The sequence below is a fragment of the Mycobacterium sp. NGS26 genome, from assembly GCF_059813025.1.
In genome coordinates this window covers 121,494-139,316 of record NZ_JCALDU010000001.1, presented here as the reverse complement: position 1 = coordinate 139,316, position 17,823 = coordinate 121,494, and the positions used below count along the sequence as shown (strand labels likewise).

17 protein-coding genes and 1 pseudogene are annotated in these 17,823 nt (G+C 70.7%); 7 read left to right on the top strand and 11 right to left on the bottom strand.

Annotation, left to right across the window (positions count from 1 at the left end):
* Positions 1 to 60 precede the first annotated feature (60 nt).
* The 6 genes from AC5Y6X_RS00640 to AC5Y6X_RS00615 all read right to left on the bottom strand — a co-directional run bounded on the left by AC5Y6X_RS00640 (position 61) and on the right by AC5Y6X_RS00615 (position 6,417).
* Positions 61 to 1,743 carry a CocE/NonD family hydrolase gene (locus AC5Y6X_RS00640; RefSeq protein WP_499983489.1) on the bottom strand — a complete coding sequence of 561 codons (1,683 nt, stop codon included), beginning with the start codon at positions 1,741 to 1,743 and terminating at the stop codon, positions 61 to 63.
* Positions 1,744 to 1,765: 22 nt separating this feature from the next.
* Positions 1,766 to 2,440, bottom strand: a complete 675-nt coding sequence (locus tag AC5Y6X_RS00635) for a methyltransferase family protein (protein ID WP_499983487.1) — start codon at positions 2,438 to 2,440, stop codon at positions 1,766 to 1,768.
* Entirely contained in the window at positions 2,437 to 4,080 is a 1,644-nt protein-coding gene (locus AC5Y6X_RS00630) for an ABC transporter permease (RefSeq protein ID WP_499983485.1), read from the bottom strand. The genes AC5Y6X_RS00635 and AC5Y6X_RS00630 overlap by 4 nt, the downstream gene beginning before the upstream one ends.
* Positions 4,077 to 5,033, bottom strand: coding sequence for an ABC transporter ATP-binding protein (locus tag AC5Y6X_RS00625; protein ID WP_499983483.1), 957 nt, complete (start codon positions 5,031 to 5,033; stop codon positions 4,077 to 4,079). Before AC5Y6X_RS00625 ends, AC5Y6X_RS00630 begins: the two co-directional genes overlap by 4 nt.
* A complete protein-coding gene (locus tag AC5Y6X_RS00620; protein WP_499983481.1) occupies positions 5,023 to 5,661 on the bottom strand; it encodes a TetR/AcrR family transcriptional regulator in 639 nt (212 codons plus the stop codon). The genes AC5Y6X_RS00625 and AC5Y6X_RS00620 overlap by 11 nt, the downstream gene beginning before the upstream one ends.
* A gap of 84 nt (positions 5,662 to 5,745) precedes the next feature.
* Positions 5,746 to 6,417 (bottom strand): O-methyltransferase, encoded by a 672-nt coding sequence (locus AC5Y6X_RS00615; protein ID WP_324676462.1) that lies wholly within the window; start codon positions 6,415 to 6,417, stop codon positions 5,746 to 5,748.
* Positions 6,418 to 6,620: 203 nt separating this feature from the next.
* On the opposite strand from AC5Y6X_RS00615, the gene sigE reads away from it, so the two are divergent.
* The 4 genes from sigE (at position 6,621) to tatB (ending at position 9,934) form a co-directional block, all read left to right on the top strand.
* Positions 6,621 to 7,427 carry an RNA polymerase sigma factor SigE gene (sigE, locus tag AC5Y6X_RS00610; protein ID WP_499983479.1) on the top strand — a complete coding sequence of 269 codons (807 nt, stop codon included), beginning with the start codon at positions 6,621 to 6,623 and terminating at the stop codon, positions 7,425 to 7,427.
* Positions 7,428 to 7,535: 108 nt separating this feature from the next.
* On the top strand, positions 7,536 to 7,928 hold the full coding sequence (gene rseA / locus AC5Y6X_RS00605; protein ID WP_499983475.1) for an anti-sigma E factor RseA: 393 nt from the start codon (positions 7,536 to 7,538) through the stop codon (positions 7,926 to 7,928).
* Positions 7,929 to 8,021: 93 nt separating this feature from the next.
* Positions 8,022 to 9,533, top strand: a complete 1,512-nt coding sequence (gene htrA, locus AC5Y6X_RS00600; protein WP_499983472.1) for a serine protease HtrA — start codon at positions 8,022 to 8,024, stop codon at positions 9,531 to 9,533.
* Positions 9,534 to 9,541: 8 nt separating this feature from the next.
* The gene (gene tatB / locus AC5Y6X_RS00595; protein WP_499983470.1) at positions 9,542 to 9,934 is read left to right on the top strand and encodes a Sec-independent protein translocase protein TatB; all 393 of its coding nucleotides are present in this window, start codon (positions 9,542 to 9,544) and stop codon (positions 9,932 to 9,934) included.
* A 9-nt stretch (positions 9,935 to 9,943) separates the two neighbouring features.
* Here tatB and AC5Y6X_RS00590 read toward each other — a convergent pair whose 3' ends face one another.
* The 5 genes and pseudogenes from AC5Y6X_RS00590 to AC5Y6X_RS00570 all read right to left on the bottom strand — a co-directional run.
* Positions 9,944 to 11,101 carry an Mrp/NBP35 family ATP-binding protein gene (locus AC5Y6X_RS00590; RefSeq protein WP_499983467.1) on the bottom strand — a complete coding sequence of 386 codons (1,158 nt, stop codon included), beginning with the start codon at positions 11,099 to 11,101 and terminating at the stop codon, positions 9,944 to 9,946.
* Positions 11,102 to 11,136: 35 nt separating this feature from the next.
* The gene (locus tag AC5Y6X_RS00585; protein ID WP_499983465.1) at positions 11,137 to 12,426 is read right to left on the bottom strand and encodes a lytic transglycosylase domain-containing protein; all 1,290 of its coding nucleotides are present in this window, start codon (positions 12,424 to 12,426) and stop codon (positions 11,137 to 11,139) included.
* A gap of 123 nt (positions 12,427 to 12,549) precedes the next feature.
* Positions 12,550 to 13,092, bottom strand: a complete 543-nt coding sequence (locus AC5Y6X_RS00580; protein WP_499983464.1) for a DUF1003 domain-containing protein — start codon at positions 13,090 to 13,092, stop codon at positions 12,550 to 12,552.
* Positions 13,089 to 14,396: a magnesium transporter MgtE N-terminal domain-containing protein gene (locus AC5Y6X_RS00575; protein ID WP_499983462.1), complete on the bottom strand. Its 1,308-nt coding sequence runs from the start codon at positions 14,394 to 14,396 to the stop codon at positions 13,089 to 13,091. Before AC5Y6X_RS00575 ends, AC5Y6X_RS00580 begins: the two co-directional genes overlap by 4 nt.
* A 64-nt stretch (positions 14,397 to 14,460) precedes the next feature.
* Positions 14,461 to 14,955, bottom strand: a pseudogene (locus tag AC5Y6X_RS00570) (DUF4190 domain-containing protein); the annotation flags it as partial.
* Positions 14,956 to 14,971: 16 nt separating this feature from the next.
* Here AC5Y6X_RS00570 and AC5Y6X_RS00565 point away from each other — a divergent pair.
* The 3 genes from AC5Y6X_RS00565 to AC5Y6X_RS00555 are packed head-to-tail and all read left to right on the top strand — an operon-like array spanning position 14,972 to position 17,823.
* Positions 14,972 to 15,499, top strand: a complete 528-nt coding sequence (locus AC5Y6X_RS00565) for a YflT domain-containing protein (RefSeq protein WP_499983460.1) — start codon at positions 14,972 to 14,974, stop codon at positions 15,497 to 15,499.
* An 18-nt stretch (positions 15,500 to 15,517) separates the two neighbouring features.
* Positions 15,518 to 16,927 carry an extracellular solute-binding protein gene (locus AC5Y6X_RS00560; RefSeq protein WP_499983458.1) on the top strand — a complete coding sequence of 470 codons (1,410 nt, stop codon included), beginning with the start codon at positions 15,518 to 15,520 and terminating at the stop codon, positions 16,925 to 16,927.
* Complete coding sequence (locus AC5Y6X_RS00555; protein ID WP_499983456.1) at positions 16,924 to 17,823, top strand: carbohydrate ABC transporter permease; 900 nt, start codon at positions 16,924 to 16,926, stop codon at positions 17,821 to 17,823. The genes AC5Y6X_RS00560 and AC5Y6X_RS00555 overlap by 4 nt, the downstream gene beginning before the upstream one ends.

Sequence of the window (17,823 nt, the reverse complement as noted above, 5' to 3'; positions counted from 1 at the left end):
CAGACGCAAAAGCCCCCATTTCGGCACGAAATTGGGGGCTTTTGCGTCTGCTCGGCAGGGCTACGGGATCTCGGGGATCAGCAGGTGCGCGTCGTGGCCCGGGCCCCAGTGCAACCTGACCCGGCCGCGCGGCGAGTTCTGGTAGGCCGCCGGGATCTGGCCGGTGAGCGGGTTGCGTGGGCACAGCCAGCGTCCGGCGACCACCAGCCGCAGCTGCTCGCCGGCGCGGAACAGCGTCGCCGACGGGCCCAACGCGACCTCGACGGCGACAACCTCGCCGGCCGATGGCGGCCGCGGCTCGGTGCAGGCCGCGACCGGCTCCCAGGGCTGCGAGAGCTCGGGGTCCAGCGCGCGCAGCGCGACGCGCTGCCAGCCGGTGGTGATCCGGTCGCGGCCGTAGCCATAGGACCCCTCGAATTCGACGAACCGGCCCCGGCGCCACTTCTCCACGCCGACGAACAGGTTCGCGTCGGCGCAGCCGTCCAGCTCCACCCACAGTCGCGCGGCCATCGGGCCGGTCAGCTCGACGTCTTCGGGCACGGTCCAGCTGAAACATGCTGCGCTGGAATGCGTTTCGAACCTCACGCTGCCAGCGTCCGCGGGCTGATCGTGTGTCAGCAGCCCGCGCGCACACAGATACAAGGGCCGCCAACGGGTTCGGTGCAGCGGCCACTCGGCCTCCTCGCGCACCGCGGCGACGGTGTCGCGGTCCTCGCGGACCTCCAGGCGAACGCTGCGGGAGGCGGGCGCGCCGTCCAGCACGGCGCGAAAGAAGTTCAGCTGCTCGGCCAGCGCGGCGTCGGAGTAGAACGTCGCCCATTTGCCGCCGCGATGGGTGTAGAGGCGGGCGTGGGCTGAGCCGGCGCGCGCGAACGCCCGCACCGAGCCGCGGCTGTGCAGGTTGTTGTCCGAGAAGCTGCCGCAGACCAGCATCGGGACGGTGATGGCCGACAGGTCGGGCACCAGCGAGCGCCAAAAGTCGTCGCGCAGCGGATGTTCGTCCTGCATCCGCTCGAGGTCGTAGGACTGCCGCGTGTCGCGACGCACGTTGCGCGACCACATCTTGGTGAAGCCGGTCTCGCGCACGCCGCCGGGAAAGGTCAGGTCGCGATACGCGTCGGTGAAGCCCTCCCACGGGCAGATCGCCCGCAGCGCCGGCGGCCGCAGGGCGGCGACGGCGTACTGGCTGATCGCCAGGTAGGAGACGCCGAGCATCACGACGTTGCCGTCGCACCACGGCTGGTCGGCGATCCACTGCACGAGGTCGTAGGTGTCCTCGGCCTCCCGGTGCGAGAGCAGGTTCCCGGTGCCCTCCGAATGGCCGCAGCCGCGCGAGTCGGCGTTCACCACGGTGAAACCCCGCTCCGTCCACCACGCCGGGTCCGGCGCCTCCCATCCGGTCAGCGCCGAGAACCGCACCGGCGCCGGCTGGCGCAATATCCGGTACTGCGCCGAGAACGCCCACCTGTTGCCCCGCCGCTTCGGCAGGTTGTCCTTGCCGTAGGGGTGGATGCTCAGGACGACCGGCCGGGCGGCATCGTTACTTTTCCGGAAGACGTTGATCCGCAACGCCGTTCCGTCGCGGGTGGGCACGGTGACGTCGACGTCGATGAGCAGGCCGCGCGGCGGGTCGGTGACGGTAACCGGGGGCTTGGCGATGCCGCGAAGCCGGGCCAGCGCGTATCGCAGCGCGCCGCGTCGTCGCCAGGGCCGGTCCAGAGTGGGTGCCGGGTTTCGCGCCACGCCGATACCTTACGGCGCCCGGTCACCACACGTAAGGCACCAGCCGATAGCGAACTCGTCGGGTGTATTCGCGGTAGCCCGCCAGCTGCTGGGTGAGCAGCTTCTCCTCGTCCAGGATGCGGAGGGTGATCACCGCCTGGGCGGGTATGACGAACAGCAGCCCCCAGTAGGAGCCGAGCGCCAGCGGAATGCCGATCATCATGATCAGGTTGCCGGCATACATCGGGTGCCGCACCAATTTGTAGACACCGCCCGAGGCCAGCGTCTGACCGGTCTCGACCGTGACAGTCGCTGCCGCATAGGAGTTCTGCAAGACCACCACCATCGCGAGACCGAGCCCGGTCGCCACCAGGACGTCACCGAGCACCGACACCCAGGCGGGCACCGACGACCAGCCCATCCGGTGGTCGTACGCGCTGAGCACCACCATCGCGAACAGCGCCAGAAACGCGCCGATGATCAACACCTTCTGCAGCGTCCTGGCCTCCGCCAGTGGCCCCCCGTGCATGCGGCGCTCCAGTGCCGCCGGGTTCTTCCGCGCGAGGTAAACGGTCGGCAGGATCGTCACCGCGACGAACGTGGCCGCGAAAGCCCATCCCTGCCAATACTTCACCGTGCCGGCCGGCAGAAACAGGATCAGACCCAGTACGGCGAGTCCGTACACCGAGGCGGTGGCCGCTCGAACACCGGTCTTCACGATCGCAGGTCCCTCCGTCGAAATGCCATGGCCCCCAGCGCAATCAACGCGGCATCGATCACCAGCAGCCACACCAGCGGCACGGCGGTGAAGTCGCCGCCGACCCGCGGAACGTGGGCGAACGGCTCCAGGTCGAGCACCCACTGCGGGAAGCCGGCCAACGAACCGATCAGGTACAGCGCGACGAATCCCACCAGCACGCCCCAGGCCACCGGCGTGAACCGCGGTGCCACACCGAACAATGCGACCGTCACCGCCGACAGCAGCCAGACCGCCGGCAGCTGCACGGCCGCGGTCGCCACCACGGTGGCCAACTTGCCGCCGATATCGCCGGCCGCGGCGCCGTACACGAGTCCGCCCACCACGCCGCAGGCCAGCATCGCGAACGCGGACCCGGCCAGCGCGGCGATCAAATGGCTTGCCAGCCAACGGGTCCGCGACACCGCACCGGCCAGGGTGGTCTCGGCCCGCTGACCGGATTCCTCCTGGTGTAGCCGCAGCGTGAGCGAGACGGCGAACGCGGCGGCCACCATGCCCATCATGGCGAAGGCCACCGCGATGAACGCCTCCTCCAGGGCGCTGGTGCCGCCCATCCGCGCGACGATGTCGCGCACCGCGGTGCTGTCGCCGATCTCGTCGCCGATGCCGTGCACCACGCTGCCCATCACCAGGCCGTACAGGCACAGGCCCACGGTCCACAGCACCAGGGCCCCGCGGTCCAGCCGCCACGCCAACCCGAACACGTTGCCCAGCGCCGGTGCGGCGGTGGCCGGGCCGGCGCGTTCGGCGATGAGTCCGGCGCCGACGTCGCGGCCGGCGAGCAGCCGATAGGCCAGCGCGGTGAGCACGGCCGCGGTCGCCAGGTGCAGCAGCAGCACCCACCAGCGCTCGCCCGCGTAGGGCCGGACCTGCAGCGACCAGCCCAGCGGTGAGAGCCACGACAGCGTGCCCGAACCGGCGTCACCGATGGCGCGCAGCGTGAACGCGGCGGCCAGCACGGCGAACGCGGTGCCGCGGGCGACCCGCGCGCTCGGTGACAGCTGCGCGGCCACCGCGGCGACGGCGGTGAACACCACGCCGGAGCCGGCCAGCGCCGCCCCGAACGCCACCGACCCGCCGGCCGGGATGTCGGTGCGCAGCAATCCCGCCGCGCCGATGGCGCCGGTCGCGATGGACGCCCCGAACGACAGCATCAGCGCCGCGGTGAGGCTGGCGTACCGACCGACCGCGGTCGAGTCGAGCAACTCGGTCCGGCCGGTCTCCTCGTCGGCGCGGGTGTGCCGGATCACGGTGAGGATGACGGCCACCGCGATCAGCGTATGAAACATGCCCGCCTTCCAAATGCCAACGGCGCCAAGGCTGTCGTTGTAGATCTGCCCGTAGAGCGCGCGCTGGGCCGGGCTGGCCATGATGGAGGCCGCGAATCCGGCGCGCCCGGCCTGGGTGGGGTAGACCTTTTCGATGCTGCCGACGTAAACGGACGCCAGCGGGAGCGACAGCAGCAGCACCCACAGCGGCAACGAGATGCGATCGCGGCGCAGGTAGAGCCGCAGCATCCCAAGCGTTCCGGAGAAATTCGAACCGCGTTGCGGTCCGGGCCGCGCCGGAGGCCGTGGCCGTTCCAGGATCGTGGTGCTCATCGCGCGGAGACCTTCCCGGTGCTGTGCTCAGGCTGGCCGTTGGCGGTCTCGGTGGTGTCGTAGTGGCGCAGGAACAGCTCCTCGAGGGTCGGCGGCTGACTGACGAGGCTGCGCACGCCGGCGTCGCCGAGCACCCGGATGAGCTCCCCGAGGCTTTCGCTGTCGACCTGGGCGCGCAGCGTGTTGCCGTCGATGCTGACGTCCTCGACCCCTTTGATCCGGCTGAGATCGCCGGGGTCCCCGGTCATTTCGGCCTTGATCGAGGTGCGGCTGAGGTGGCGCATCGAGTCCAGCGAACCGCTCTCGATGGTCCGGCCGGCGCGGATGATGGTGACCCGCTCGCACAGCGCCTCCGTTTCGGCCAGGACGTGGCTGGACAGCAGGACCGTCGCGCCGCGGTCTCGCGCCTCGGCGACGCACTGCTGAAACACGTTCTCCATCAACGGGTCCAGGCCGCTGCTCGGCTCGTCCAGCAGCAGCAACCCGGCCCGCGACGAGAAGGCCGAGATCAGGGAGACCTTCTGGCGGTTGCCCTTCGAGTAGGTGCGTGCCTTCTTGTGCGGGTCGAGGTCGAAGCGCTCGATCAGCTCGTCGCGGCGCTTGACGTCGATGCCGCCCCGCATCCGGGCCAGCAGGTCGATGGTCTCGCCGCCGGTGAGCGAGGGCCACAGCGTGACATCGCCCGGCACGTAAGCGATCTGGCGGTGCAGCTCGACCGCGTCGGTCCACGGGTCGCCGCCCAGCAACCGCACGCTGCCGCCGTCGGCCTTCACCAGGCCCAGCAGGATGCGGATGGTGGTGGACTTGCCGGCCCCGTTGGGCCCGAGGAACCCGTGCACCTCCCCGGCGCGCACCGTCAGGTCGAGGCCGTCCAGCGCCCGCACGGCTCCGAAATTCTTGGTGAGGTTCCGGATCTCGATCGGTGCGGAATTCGCGGAGTGTTCAGCTGGCATGTGATTCTCCTTGATCGTCTGCGGCCAGGAATGCGTCGTACATGGTGCTGTCGACCATCAACCCGTCCGTGTAGATCTCGAGGGCGGGCAGCACCATATCGCGGGCATAGTCGCGCAGGACCGCCCGCAGATCCGTTGGGTTCTCGTGCATTTGGAGATAGAGCAGGAAGCCGCCGCCGCCGGTGATCGACAGGTACTTCGCCCTGGCCTGCGGGTCGCGGCTCGGCTTGAGCAATCCGGTTCGCACGCCGTCGTCGAGGTACTGCTCGGCGTCGTCGATCATCTTCTGCCACAACGTCTTCGCCAGGTCGCCACCGGTCTGCATGCTGCGCACCAGGTAGGCCATCAACGGGGCGTAGGACTCGATCTCGGCCAGCTGCCCGAACCACGTCGCGGGGTCGGTCGAGCGCATCGCCTCGGTCTTGCCGCTGCGGACCTCCTCGGCGATGAAGTCGTCGCACGCCTTGCGCAGGCCGTCCTTGGAGCCGAAGTGGTGGATCACCAGCGCGGCGCTCACCCCGGCGGCCTCGGCGATCGCGCGCAGCCCGACGTCGAAGCCGCGCCGGCCGAACTGCTCGATGGCCGCGTCGCGGATCCGGGCGGCGGCGGTCAGGTCGGCTGAACGCATGTTCAGTACATTAAACGCACGTTCAGCCGAAGGTCAATGGGACACGCCGCTAAGGATCCGTAAAGGTTCGGGAGCTAGAGGGAGTTAGTCCCTGACCGCGGCCAGCACGCCGTCGCCGAGCGGCACCAGCGCGGGGGTGAGCCGCTCGTCCTCGGCGATCAGCCGGGCCGCCTCGCGAACCGCGACCACCTCGGCGTCGCGCGCCGCGGGATCGCCGGCCCGCCCGCCCAGCCCGGCCCGGTGCACGACGATGACCCCGCCGGGGCGCAGCAGCCGCACCCCCTCGACGACGTAATCGGGCTGGTCGACCGGGTCGGCGTCGACGAACACCAGGTCGTACGACTCGTCGGCGAGCCGGGTCAGCACCTCCTGGGCGCGGCCGCTGATCAGCCTGGTGCGGGACGGTCCGATGCCGGCCTCGGTGAACGCCTGCTTGGCCAGCCGCAGATACTCGGGCTCGATGTCGATCGTCGTCAGGACGCCGTCGTCGCTCATGCCCGACAGCAACCAGAGCCCGCTGACCCCCGCGCCGGTCCCCACCTCGGCGACGGCCTTGCCGCCGCTGAGCTTGGCCAGCAGGCTCAACAGCGCGCCGACCGCGGGCGTCACCGCGCCGGCGCCGATGTCCACGGCGCGCTCGCGGGCGTCCGCCAAGATCGCGTCCTCCGAAATCGATCCCTCGGCGTGCGCGCACAGCGCCTCGGCGCCGGGGGCCGCCTGGTCCAGTGTCATCGAACCGTTGTCGGTACCGTCCATGTCCCGCAGCGTATGCCGGATTCGCGGCGCGATACGTCAGGCGCGCCTGAGCCGGGCCGCCGCGACACGCCCGGGCGGCGCAACGCGACGAAGCTCACTCCGAGACGAATTCGCCCTGCTTAACACAGGTAACGATATTGTTTCTCAGGCAAACTTCAGTCTGCTCCTATGTCGCGCATACGCCGATGCGCGACGGTTTCCGTATGGAACGCGGCGGGTACTGGTCCGGGAATAGGCAGTGGCCGCTTCGCGTTGCCGCTTGCGACGAATTGTCAGGCCCTGACGCCACGGGAAACGCCACGGTAAACGCCAGGGACAACGTCAGGGAAAACCCGGAGGATCCGATCATCACCACGCTTTTGAGCCCGACCAGCATGTCTCATGCCCAGGAGTGCCGAGACGACGAGTGGGTGGAGGTTCCCGACGCGTTGCAGGGAACCGCGGTGTTCGACGCGACGGGGGACAAGTCGACCATGCCGTCGTGGGACGAGCTGGTCCGCCAGCATGCCGACCGGGTCTACCGGCTGGCCTACCGGCTTTCGGGCAACCAGCACGACGCCGAGGACCTGACGCAGGAGACGTTCATCCGGGTGTTCCGGTCGGTGCAGAACTATCAGCCCGGGACCTTCGAGGGCTGGCTGCACCGCATCACCACCAACCTGTTCCTGGACATGGTGCGCCGGCGCGCGCGCATCCGGATGGAGGCGCTGCCCGAGGACTACGACCGGGTGCCCGCCGACGAGCCCAACCCCGAGCAGATCTACCACGACGCGCGGCTGGGCCCCGACCTGCAGGCCGCCCTGGATTCGCTGCCGCCGGAATTTCGTGCCGCGGTGGTGCTGTGCGACATCGAGGGCCTGTCCTACGAGGAGATCGGCGCCACCCTGGGAGTGAAGCTGGGCACCGTGCGCAGCCGCATCCACCGCGGGCGCCAGGCGCTGCGCGACTACCTCGCCGCGCACCCGGAACACGGCGGCCGGCCCGAAACGTTGCACAGCAAGTCGGCGTAGCCCCCCGGTCCCCAGGCAACAATCGGGCGGTTTTGCGCGCTCGCGACGGGTGTCGGGCGGCTCGCCGCGCTACATTCGAGGTGTACGTGGCAGCGAAAGGAGCCGGCGATGGCCGACCGAGGACATGTGTTCCGCCGCGCGTTCTCCTGGCTGCCCGCCCAATTCGCCTCCCAAAGTGACGCACCGGTCGGCGCGCCGCGCCAGTTCGGTTCCACCGAGCACTTGTCCGTCGAGGCGATCGCCGCCTTCGTGGACGGCGAGCTGCGGATGAACGCACACCTGCGCGCCGCCCATCACCTCTCGCTGTGCCCGCAGTGCGCGGCCGAAGTGGAGGATCAGAGCCGGGCGCGCACCGCGTTGCGCGACTCGCAGCCGATCCGCATCCCCACCGCGTTGCTGGGGATGCTCGCCGACATTCCGCACAGTTCGCCCGACGACACCTCCCGGATGCCCGACGGCCTGCTCGACCGCGACGCGCGCGACCGGCGTAAGCGCCGGTAGCTTGGGATCCCGCGACCACGAAACCGTGGATACTAGGGTGGCCTGTATCAGGCGCGTCTCGAGCGCTCGGACGAGGATTTAAAAGAGGATCACGTGACCTCCGACCAGAACGACGGCGGCAACGACGGCGGCAACCGCCTGGCGCCGCGCCCCATCTCCCGGCCGCCCGTCGACCCCGCGTCGCGGCAGGCCTTCGGCCGTCCCGCCGGGCTGCGGGGGTCCTTCGTGGCGGAGCGTGTGCGCCCGCAGAAGTACCGGGAGCAGTCCGAGTTCAGGCCGCACGACGAACCGGCCGACCCCGTCCTGGAGGAGGCGTTCAGCCGTCCCGTGGGAGTCGGCGAGTCGCTGCAGCGCCACCCGGTCGACGCCGGCGCGCTGACCGCGGAGAGGGACGGTGCCGGGCCGGACGAGCTCGACGACCCGTGGCGAGACCCCGGGGCCCCGGCCGGGCTGGGATCCCCGGCGGTCACCCCGGCGCCGCCGCGCTCCGCGCTCGGCCACGGCGGCAAGCTGGGCGTGCGCGACGTGCTGTTCGGCGGCAAGGTTTCCTACCTCGCGCTGGCCGTGCTGATGCTGATCGCCCTGGTGATCGGGCTGCTCGGCGGGGTGATCGGCCGCAAGACGGCCGAGGTCGTCGAGGCGTTCACCACCTCGAAGGTGACGCTGTCGACCACCGGCAACGGCGAGGGGCCGGCGGGCCGGTTCGCCAAGGTCGCCGCCGCGACGGCCGACTCCGTCGTGACCATCGAGTCGAAGAGCGACCAGGAGGGGATGCAGGGCTCCGGCGTCGTCATCGACGGCCGCGGCTACATCGTCACCAACAACCACGTGATCTCCGAGGCGGCCAACAACCCCAGCCAGTTCAAGACCACGGTGGTGTTCAACGACGGCAAGGAGGTGCCCGCCAACCTCGTCGGGCGCGACCCCAAGACGGACCTGGCCGTGCTCAAGGTCGACAACGTCGACAACCTGAGCGTGGCCCGGCTCGGTGACTCGGACAAGATGCGGGTCGGCGACGAGGTCCTGGCCGCGGGCGCGCCGCTGGGCCTGCGCAGCACCGTGACCCACGGCATCATCAGCGCGCTGCACCGCCCGGTCCCGCTGTCGGGGGAGGGCTCCGACACCGACACCGTCATCGATGCGCTGCAGACCGACGCCTCGATCAACCACGGCAACTCCGGCGGCCCGCTGATCAACATGAACTCCGATGTGATCGGCATCGACACCGCCGGAAAGTCGTTGTCGGACAGCGCAAGTGGGCTGGGCTTCGCGATCCCGATCAACGAGGTCAAAGAGGTCGCGCAGACCCTGATCAAGGACGGCAAGATCGTGCACCCGACGCTGGGCGTCAGCACCCGCTCGGTGAGCAACGCGATCGCGTCCGGCGCCCAGGTCGCCAACGTGAAGGCCGGCAGCCCCGCGCAGAAGGGCGGGATCCTGGAGAACGACGTGATCGTCAAGATCGGCAACCGCAAGGTCGCCGACTCCGACGAGTTCGTCGTCGCGGTCCGGCAGCTCAACATCGGGCAGGACGCCCCGGTGGAGGTGGTCCGCGACGGCCGGCACGTCACGCTGACGGTGAAGCCGGACGGGGACAACGGCTAGGGGGCTGGGTGCTGGGGAACCTGAGCTGGGAGCACATCGCCGTCCTCGTCGTGGTCGGGCTGGTGATCCTCGGCCCGGAGCGGCTGCCGGGCGCCATCCGGTGGACGTCGAACGCGTTGCGGCAGGCCCGCGACTACCTCAGCGGCATGACGAGCCAGCTGCGCCAGGACCTCGGGCCCGAGTTCGACGAGCTGCGCGCCCCGCTGAGTGAGTTGCAGAGGCTGCGCGGCATGACGCCGCGCGCGGCGCTGACCAAGCACCTGCTCGACGGCGACGACTCCTTTTTCACCGGGAATTTCGACCGGCCGGTCAACGGCGCGCCGCCGAAGCCGTCAACGCCCTCAACGCCGGAGCCGACGCCGCAGCACGGTCCGGCGCCGTTCGACACCGACGCGACCTGAACCGGGCGCTCAGCGCTTGGTCGGGTCGAGGCCCAGCGACACCCCGGCCAGCCCGCGCCGCCGCGTCGACAGTCCGTCGGCGACGCCGGCCAGCGCCTTGCCCACCGGCGAGTCGGGCGCGCTCAGCACGATCGGTGTGCCGGCGTCGCCCGCGGCCACCAGCGCGGGGTCCAGCGGGACCTGGCCCAGCAGCGGCACGTCCGCGCCGGTCGCCCGCGACAGCCGCTCGGCGACCTGGCGGCCGCCGCCCTCGCCGAAGACCTGCAGCGTCGAGCCGTCCGGCAGCTGCAGCCCCGACATGTTCTCCACCACGCCGACGATGCGCTGCCGGGTCTGCAGCGCGATGCTGCCGGCCCGCTCGGCGACCTCGGCGGCGGCCAGCTGCGGCGTCGTCACCACCAGGATCTCGGCGTTCGGGATCAGCTGGGCCACCGAGATGGCGATGTCACCGGTCCCCGGCGGCAGGTCGAGCAGGAGCACGTCCAGGTCGCCCCAGTACACGTCGGCCAGGAACTGCTGCAACGCCCGGTGCAGCATCGGCCCCCGCCACACCACCGGCGTGTTGCCCTGGGTGAACTGCGCGATCGAGATGACCTTCACCTCGTGGGCGATCGGCGGCAGGATCATCGACTCCACCTGGGTGGGCCGGTCGGTGGTGCCCATCATCCGCGGGATGGAATGGCCGTGGATGTCGGCGTCGAGCACACCCACCGCCAGGCCGCGCGCGGCCATCGCCGCGGCGATGTTGACCGTGACGGTCGACTTGCCGACCCCGCCCTTGCCCGACGCGACGGCGTACACGCGGGTCAGCGAGCTCGGCTGGGCGAACGGGATGACCGGCTCGCCGGCGTCCCCGCGCAGCCGCTTGCGCAGCTCGGTGCGCTGCTCGTCGCTCATCACGTCCAGGCTGACCTTCACCGCGCCGGTGCCGGGAACGTCGGCGACCGCGCTGGTCACCCGCTCGGTGATTTCGCTCTTCTTCGGGCAGCCGGCGATGGTCAGGTAAATCGTCACGTGCACACCGCCGTCGGGGGCGATGTCGATGCTCTTGACCATGCCGAGTTCGGTGATGGGACGCCGCAATTCGGGGTCGATCACCTTGCCCAGGGCGGCGCGGATGGCCGCGCTCAGGTCGGTTTGCGGATCGGCGGCGTCATGACTGGACATCACCGCCGAGTGTAGGCGGCCGGTCGGCCGACGGGTCAGGCCGCCGGGGCGGGCGCGGGCTGGTGGTGCGCCTGGGAACCGGCCGCCGCGTTCGGCGTCGGGCCGGCCGGGTTCGGCGCGGCGGGCGGCGGCGCGGCCGGCGGGGCGGGCTCAGGCGGTGGCGGCGCCAGCGGGGGTGGCGGGGCAGGCGGCGGGAACTGCCCGGGCTGCGGCTGGCTTTGCGGGCCGATGCAGATCAGCGTGCAGCCGGGCTGTCGCGTCTGCCCCGGCACCGGGGTGTTGGCCGGCATCCACGGGAACATCGGCGGCTGCCCGAGCGGCTGCGGCGGGCCGAAGTCGATCAGCGGCATCCGCGCCATCGGATCGTCGACCGACAGGCCGTTGATGTTCATCGGCAGACCGGGACCCAGCCCCTCCGGGTGCTCGTCGTGGGCGTCGCCCAGCGGCGGCGGCGGCCCGGTGATCGGCGGCAGGTCGACCGGGACGACGCCGGTCGCATACGCCGCCGCCCAGCCCAGCACGTTCTGCGCATACGGCATCGAGTTGTTGTAGCGCAGGATCGCGGCCATCACCTGCGCCGGGTCGCGCAGGTTGAGCCCGCCGGCGCACAGGTACCGGGCGGCCGCCAGCGTGGCGTCGAACAGGTTCTGCGGATCGGCCGTGCCGTCGCCCTTGCCGTCCGAGGCGTAGCGCGCCCAGGTGCCGGGCAGGAACTGCATCGGGCCCATCGCGCGGGCGTAGGTGACCCGGTTGCCGACGCTGCTCTGCAGGATGACCTCGTTGCCGGGCAGCGTGCCGTCCAGCGCCGGGCCGTAGATCGGGACGACCGCGGTGCCGCGCGCATCGACCGCGCCGCCACCCGCGTGGCCGGACTCGATGCGCCCGATCCCGGCCAGCAGGTTCCAGCTGACACCGCAGCCCGGCGCCTCGAGGGCCATCTTCTGTTCGGCGCTGCGGTAGGCCGACAGCGCGATCATCGGGATGCCCAGCGCACCCGGCGCGTTCACGATCATCGGCGGCGGCGGCGCCGAAGCGGAGCCCGCGGCGACGTGGAAGGCCGTCGGCGCGTGCTCGATGGCGATGACCGACGGGCCGGAAAGGTCGGGGACGGTGGGCGATACGGCGGCCACCGGACTGACCACGGCATGCACCGACGGGATCGGGTTCTTTCCGTGCGACGGGGAAGGCGCCCCGCCAACCGCTCCGGCCAGCACCAGCGGCGTGATCACCGCTACCCCGAATGCCGGTGTCCGCGTTACGCCGACGGCCCGCTTCCGGACCGCCGTAGCGGCCGGGCGTGCACCCCAGCGTCCCCCAATGCGCACTCGACCGTCCTTATGTGAGCTACCGGTTGTACGTGAGCTGCCGGAAACCTCATCTCAGCTTCGTGAACTTGCTCACCATACATAACTCCCGTGACGGGAGTGGCGCAATGGTTGATTTGCCATTCACCGCGATTTCTTGGCCGTCCGCTCCAGGTCATCGGCCGCCCGCGCGGCGTCGGCGTCCGGCATCTCCGGCTGCAGCTGGACCAGCAACGCGCGCAGGTCCTCGAGCTCGTGACGCAGGTATTCCCGGGTGGCCACCTCGCCGACGGCCAGCCGCAGCGCGGCCAGCTCGCGGGCGAGGAACTCGGTGTCCGCCTTGGTCTGTGCGGCGCGACGACGGTCCTCTTCGAGCGCCACCCGGTCCCGGTTCTCCTGACGGTTCTGGGCCAGCAGGATCAGCGGCGCCGCGTACGCGGCCTGCGTGGAGAAGGCCAGATTGAGCAGGATGAAGGGGTACGGGTCCCACCGCACGCTGGCCGCGAGCAGGTTCACCGCGATCCAGACCAGTACCACGATCGTCTGCAGCAGCAGGTAGCGGCCGGTGCCGAAGAAGCGCGCGATGGACTCGGTGATCTGCCCGACGGTCTCGGGGTCCATGCGCGGCGAGTACCTGCGCGATGTGCGCGGGGTGTACAGCCGCCGCGGCGCCGTGGATTTGCTCACGCGGATCCTCCAAGTGCTTCCAGGCGGGCGGCGGGCTCCGGCCCCTGCATGTCCACGCGCCAGTCGTGGGGCAGCAGGTGGTCGAGCAGGTCGTCGACGGTCACGGCGCCCAGCAGGTGGTTCTGGTCGTCCACCACCGGCCCGCACACCAGGTTGTAGGCGGCGAAGTAGCGCGTCACGCCACCCAGCGGGGTTTCCGGCGTCAGGGTGAGCAGGTCGTTGTCGACGATCCCGCCGACCAGCGCGCCCGGCGGCTCGCGCAGCAGCCGCTGCAGTTGCACGCAGCCCAGGTAGCGACCGGTCGGGGTGGCCGTCGGCGGGCGGGCCACGAACACCATGGACGACAGGGCGGGGGTCAGGTCGGGGTCCCGGACCCGGGCCAGCGCCTCGGCGACGGCGGTGTCGGGGGTGAGCACCACCGGGTCCGAGGTCATCAGGCCGCCGGCGGTGTCGGGCGAATGCGTCAACAGCCGTCGCACCGAGTCGGATTCGCCGGGGTCCATCCGGGTCAGCAGGATCTCGGCGTCGGTGGGATTCAGCACCCCGAGCAGGTCGGCGGCGTCGTCGGGATCCATCTCCTCCAGCACGTCGGCCGCCCGTTCGGTGCCCAGTTGGGACAGCGCGTCGGCCTGATCCAGCTCGGGCAGCTCCTGCAGGATGTCGGCCAGCCGGTCGTCGTTGAGCGCCTTGAGCACCTCGTAGCGCCGTTTGGGCGGCAGCGCGCGGATGGCGTCGGCCACGTCGACCGGTTTTCGCCCGTTGAACTGCTCCAGCAGCTGGGCCACCCCCTGGCCAGGCAGGGCCAGCGCCGACGGGGTAAGCCCCTGCACGCTCTGCCAGTCCACGACGTGCACCGGGCCGCGCCGTCCCAGCCGGCGCTGGGCGCGCACGGCCACCCGGCTCACCATCCAGTCGCGGGTTCGGGTCTGCTCGATGCCCAGGTCGGTGATCACGACGTCGAGGCCGGCCAGCTCCGGCAGTTCCGGATCGTTGACCTTCACCGGGGTGTCGAGCACCTGGCCGATCGCCAGCACCTCGCCCGGCCGCTGCTCGAAGTGCCGCAGGGACACGTTGCCGGTGTTGAGGGTCACCGCGTCGGGCTCGATCGCGGCGACCCTCAGGATCGGGATGAAGATGCTGCGGCGGGTGGCCAGGTCGACCAGCAGGCCCAGCACCCGCGGTTGCTGACGGACGATGCTGATGCTGATCACGACGTCGCGGACGCGGCCGAAGTTCTCACCGAGCGGACCCAGCACCAACATTCGCGCGAGCCGCGCGATGTACACCCTGTTGACCGATCCCATGAAAGAGAGCCTAGGCAGCCGGGGGCCGCATGGCAGCCGAAGGTATCGGCCCCGAGCGGCGCCGCTACCGCTGCAGCGCGAAGATCGCGACGACCAGGTTGACGATCATGGTCGCGACCCCGATCACGATGCCGGCGACGGCCAACGCGTAGCCCTCCTGGCGAGTCCGCTTGATCTGGCCGATCGCCAGCGCGCCCAGCACGATGGCCAGGATCCCGCCGATGCAGCAGAACACTCCGGTGAACGACGAGATCAGCGAGCCGATCGCCAGCCCGTTCATGCCCGGCTGCAGCTGCGGCCCGTAGCCTCCCGGGTAGTCCAGCGGCGGGTAGTAGCCGCCCGGATAGCCCGGATAACCCGGATGGGAGGGCGGCGGTGCCGGTACACCCCAGGGCGGCTGCCAGGGCGGCTGCCCGCCGCCGCGGGCGCTCTCGTCGCCGGGGCCGCCGGGAGCCGTCATGGTGTTCAATCTAGCCTCCGCGCTGGTAGCGGGCGCGGTCGCTCGGCGGCCACCTCGATGGCCGCCTCGATAGGGTGGGGGTAAAGCCGTTGCAGGCGGAGGAGAATGAGCGTCGATGACTAGTCCTTTCCAGCCCGGGCAGGTTCCCGGCGCGACGCCGACCGGCGCCGGCGCGGGACGGCGCGGTGTGCCCGGATTGCCGACTCCCCCGAAGGGCTGGCCGGTCGGGTCGTATCCCACCTACGCCGAGGCGCAGCGTGCCGTCGACTACCTGTCCGAACAGCAGTTCCCGGTCCAGCAGGTGACCATCGTCGGCGTCGACCTGATGCAGGTCGAGCGGGTCACCGGCCGGCTGACCTGGCCCAAGGTGCTCGGCGGCGGGGTGCTCAGCGGCGCCTGGCTCGGGCTGTTCATCGGGCTGGTGCTCGGCTTCTTCAGCCCGAACCCGTGGGCGGCGCTGGCCACCGGTCTGGTGGCCGGGGTGTTCTTCGGCCTGATCACCTCGGCGGTTCCGTACGCAATGGCCCGTGGCACAAGGGATTTCAGCTCGACGATGCAATTGGTGGCGGGCCGCTACGACGTACTCTGCGACCCCCAGAACGCGGAGAAAGCGCGGGATCTGTTGGCGCGCCTGGCGATCTGACGCGCGGAGGCTGGTCTTGTGGTGAGTCGTCGCCGGCGCGCAAGCCGATTGGGCGCGCTCGCCCTCGCGACGCTGACCATCGCATCGGTGTCGGGCTGCGGCTCGGGCGGCCACCAGCTGGTCATCAGCTTCTACACGCCGGCCACCGACGGCGGGACCTGGACCCAGGTGGCTCGCCGGTGTACCGAGGAATTCGGCGGCCGGTTCGCGATCGCGCAGACGAGCCTGGCCAGGGCGCCGGGCGAGGAACGCTTGCAGCTGGCCCGCCGGCTGACCGCCCACGACCGGAGCCTGGACGTGATGGCGCTGGACGTCATCTGGACCGCGGAGTTCGCGGAGGCGGGGTGGGCGCTGCCGCTGTCCGACGACCCGGCCGGGCAGGCCGAGGACGATGCGACCGTCGACACCCTGCCCGGGCCGCTGGCGACGGCGCGCTGGAAGCACAAAATCTACGCCGCGCCCGTCACCACCAACACCCAATTGCTTTGGTACAGACCGGATTTGGTCGCTTCTCCGCCGCGCGACTGGAACGGCATGGTGGCCGAGGCGACGCGGTTGCACGCCGCGGGCAAGCCCGGCTGGATCGCCGTGCAGGCCAACGAGGGCGAGGGGCTGGTGGTGTGGTTCAACACGCTGCTCGTGAGCGGGGGCGGCCAGGTGCTCTCGGAGGACGGCCGGCAGGTCACCCTGACCGACACCCCCGCCCACCGCGCCGCCACCGTCAACGCGCTGCGCATCCTCAAGTCGGTGGCCACCGCCCCCGGCGCCGATCCGTCGATCACCCGCACCGACGAGGGCACCGCGCGGCTGGCGGTTGAACAGGGTAGGGCCGCGCTCGAGGTGAACTGGCCGTTCGTGCTGGCGTCCATGCTGGAGAACGCGGTGAAGGGCGGTGTGGACTTCCTGCCGCTCAACCGCAATCCCGAGGTGGCCGGCGCCATCGACAGCGCCGGCGCGTTCGTGCCCAACGACGAGCAGTTCCGCATCGCCTACAACGCCAGCCAGAAGGTGTTCGGTTTCGCGCGCTATCCCGGCGTGGCGCCCGGCCGGCCGGCCAAGGTGACGCTCGGCGGGCTGAACCTGGCGGTGGCCGCCACCACCCGGCACCGCGCCGAGGCGTTCGAGGCCGTCCGCTGCCTGCGCAGCCTGGAAAGCCAGAAGTACGTTTCGATAGCGGGCGGCCTGCCTGCCGTGCGCACCTCGCTGTATTCCGACCCGCAGTTCCAGGCCAAGTACCCGATGTACACGGTCATCCGCCAGCAGCTCACCGACGCGGCGGTGCGACCGGCGACGCCGGTGTATCAGGCGGTGGCCATCCGGCTCGCGTCGGTGCTGAGCCCGATCACCGCGATCGACCCGGACCGGACGGCCGACGAGCTGACCGCCCAGGTGCAGAAGGCCATCGACGGCAAGGGGTTGCTGCCGTGACCGCCCTCGTCGCGCGCGCCCGGAGCCGGCCGCCGGAACGGCGCCTGGCGTTCCTGCTCGTCGCGCCCGCGGCGACGCTCATGCTGGCGGTGACGGCCTACCCGATCGGCTACGCGGTCTGGCTCAGCCTGCAGCGCAACAACCTGGCCACGCCCAACGACACCGCGTTCATCGGCCTGGGCAATTACCAGACGATCTTGACCGACCGGTACTGGTGGACGGCGCTGGCCGTGACGCTGGCGATCACGGTGGTTTCGGTGTCCATCGAATTCGTGGTCGGCCTGGCGCTGGCGCTGGTGATGCACCGCACGCTGGTGGGCAGGGGCGTGGTGCGCACCGCGGTGCTCATCCCGTACGGCATCGTCACGGTGGTCGCGTCGTACAGCTGGTACTACGCCTGGACGCCCGGCACCGGATACCTGGCCAACCTGCTGCCGCAGGGGAGCGCGCCGCTGACCGCACAGATCCCGTCGCTGGCCATCGTCGTCCTCGCCGAGGTCTGGAAGACCACGCCGTTCATGTCGCTGCTGTTGCTGGCCGGCCTGGCGCTGGTTCCCGAGGATCTGCTCAGGGCGGCCCAGGTCGACGGCGCCGGCGCGTGGCGGCGGCTGACGCGGGTCACCCTGCCGATCATCAAGCCCGCCGTCGTGGTCGCGCTGCTGTTCCGCACGCTGGACGCGTTCCGCATCTTCGACAACATCTACGTCCTGACCAACGGCAACAACAACACCGGCTCAGTGTCGATCCTGGGCTACGACAACCTGTTCAAGGGCTTCAACGTCGGGGTCGGCTCAGCCATCAGCGTGCTGATCTTCGTCTGCGTGGGCATCATCGCGCTGATCTACATCAAGGTCTTCGGCGCCGCGGCGCCGGGTGGTGACGTCGATGGCCGCTGA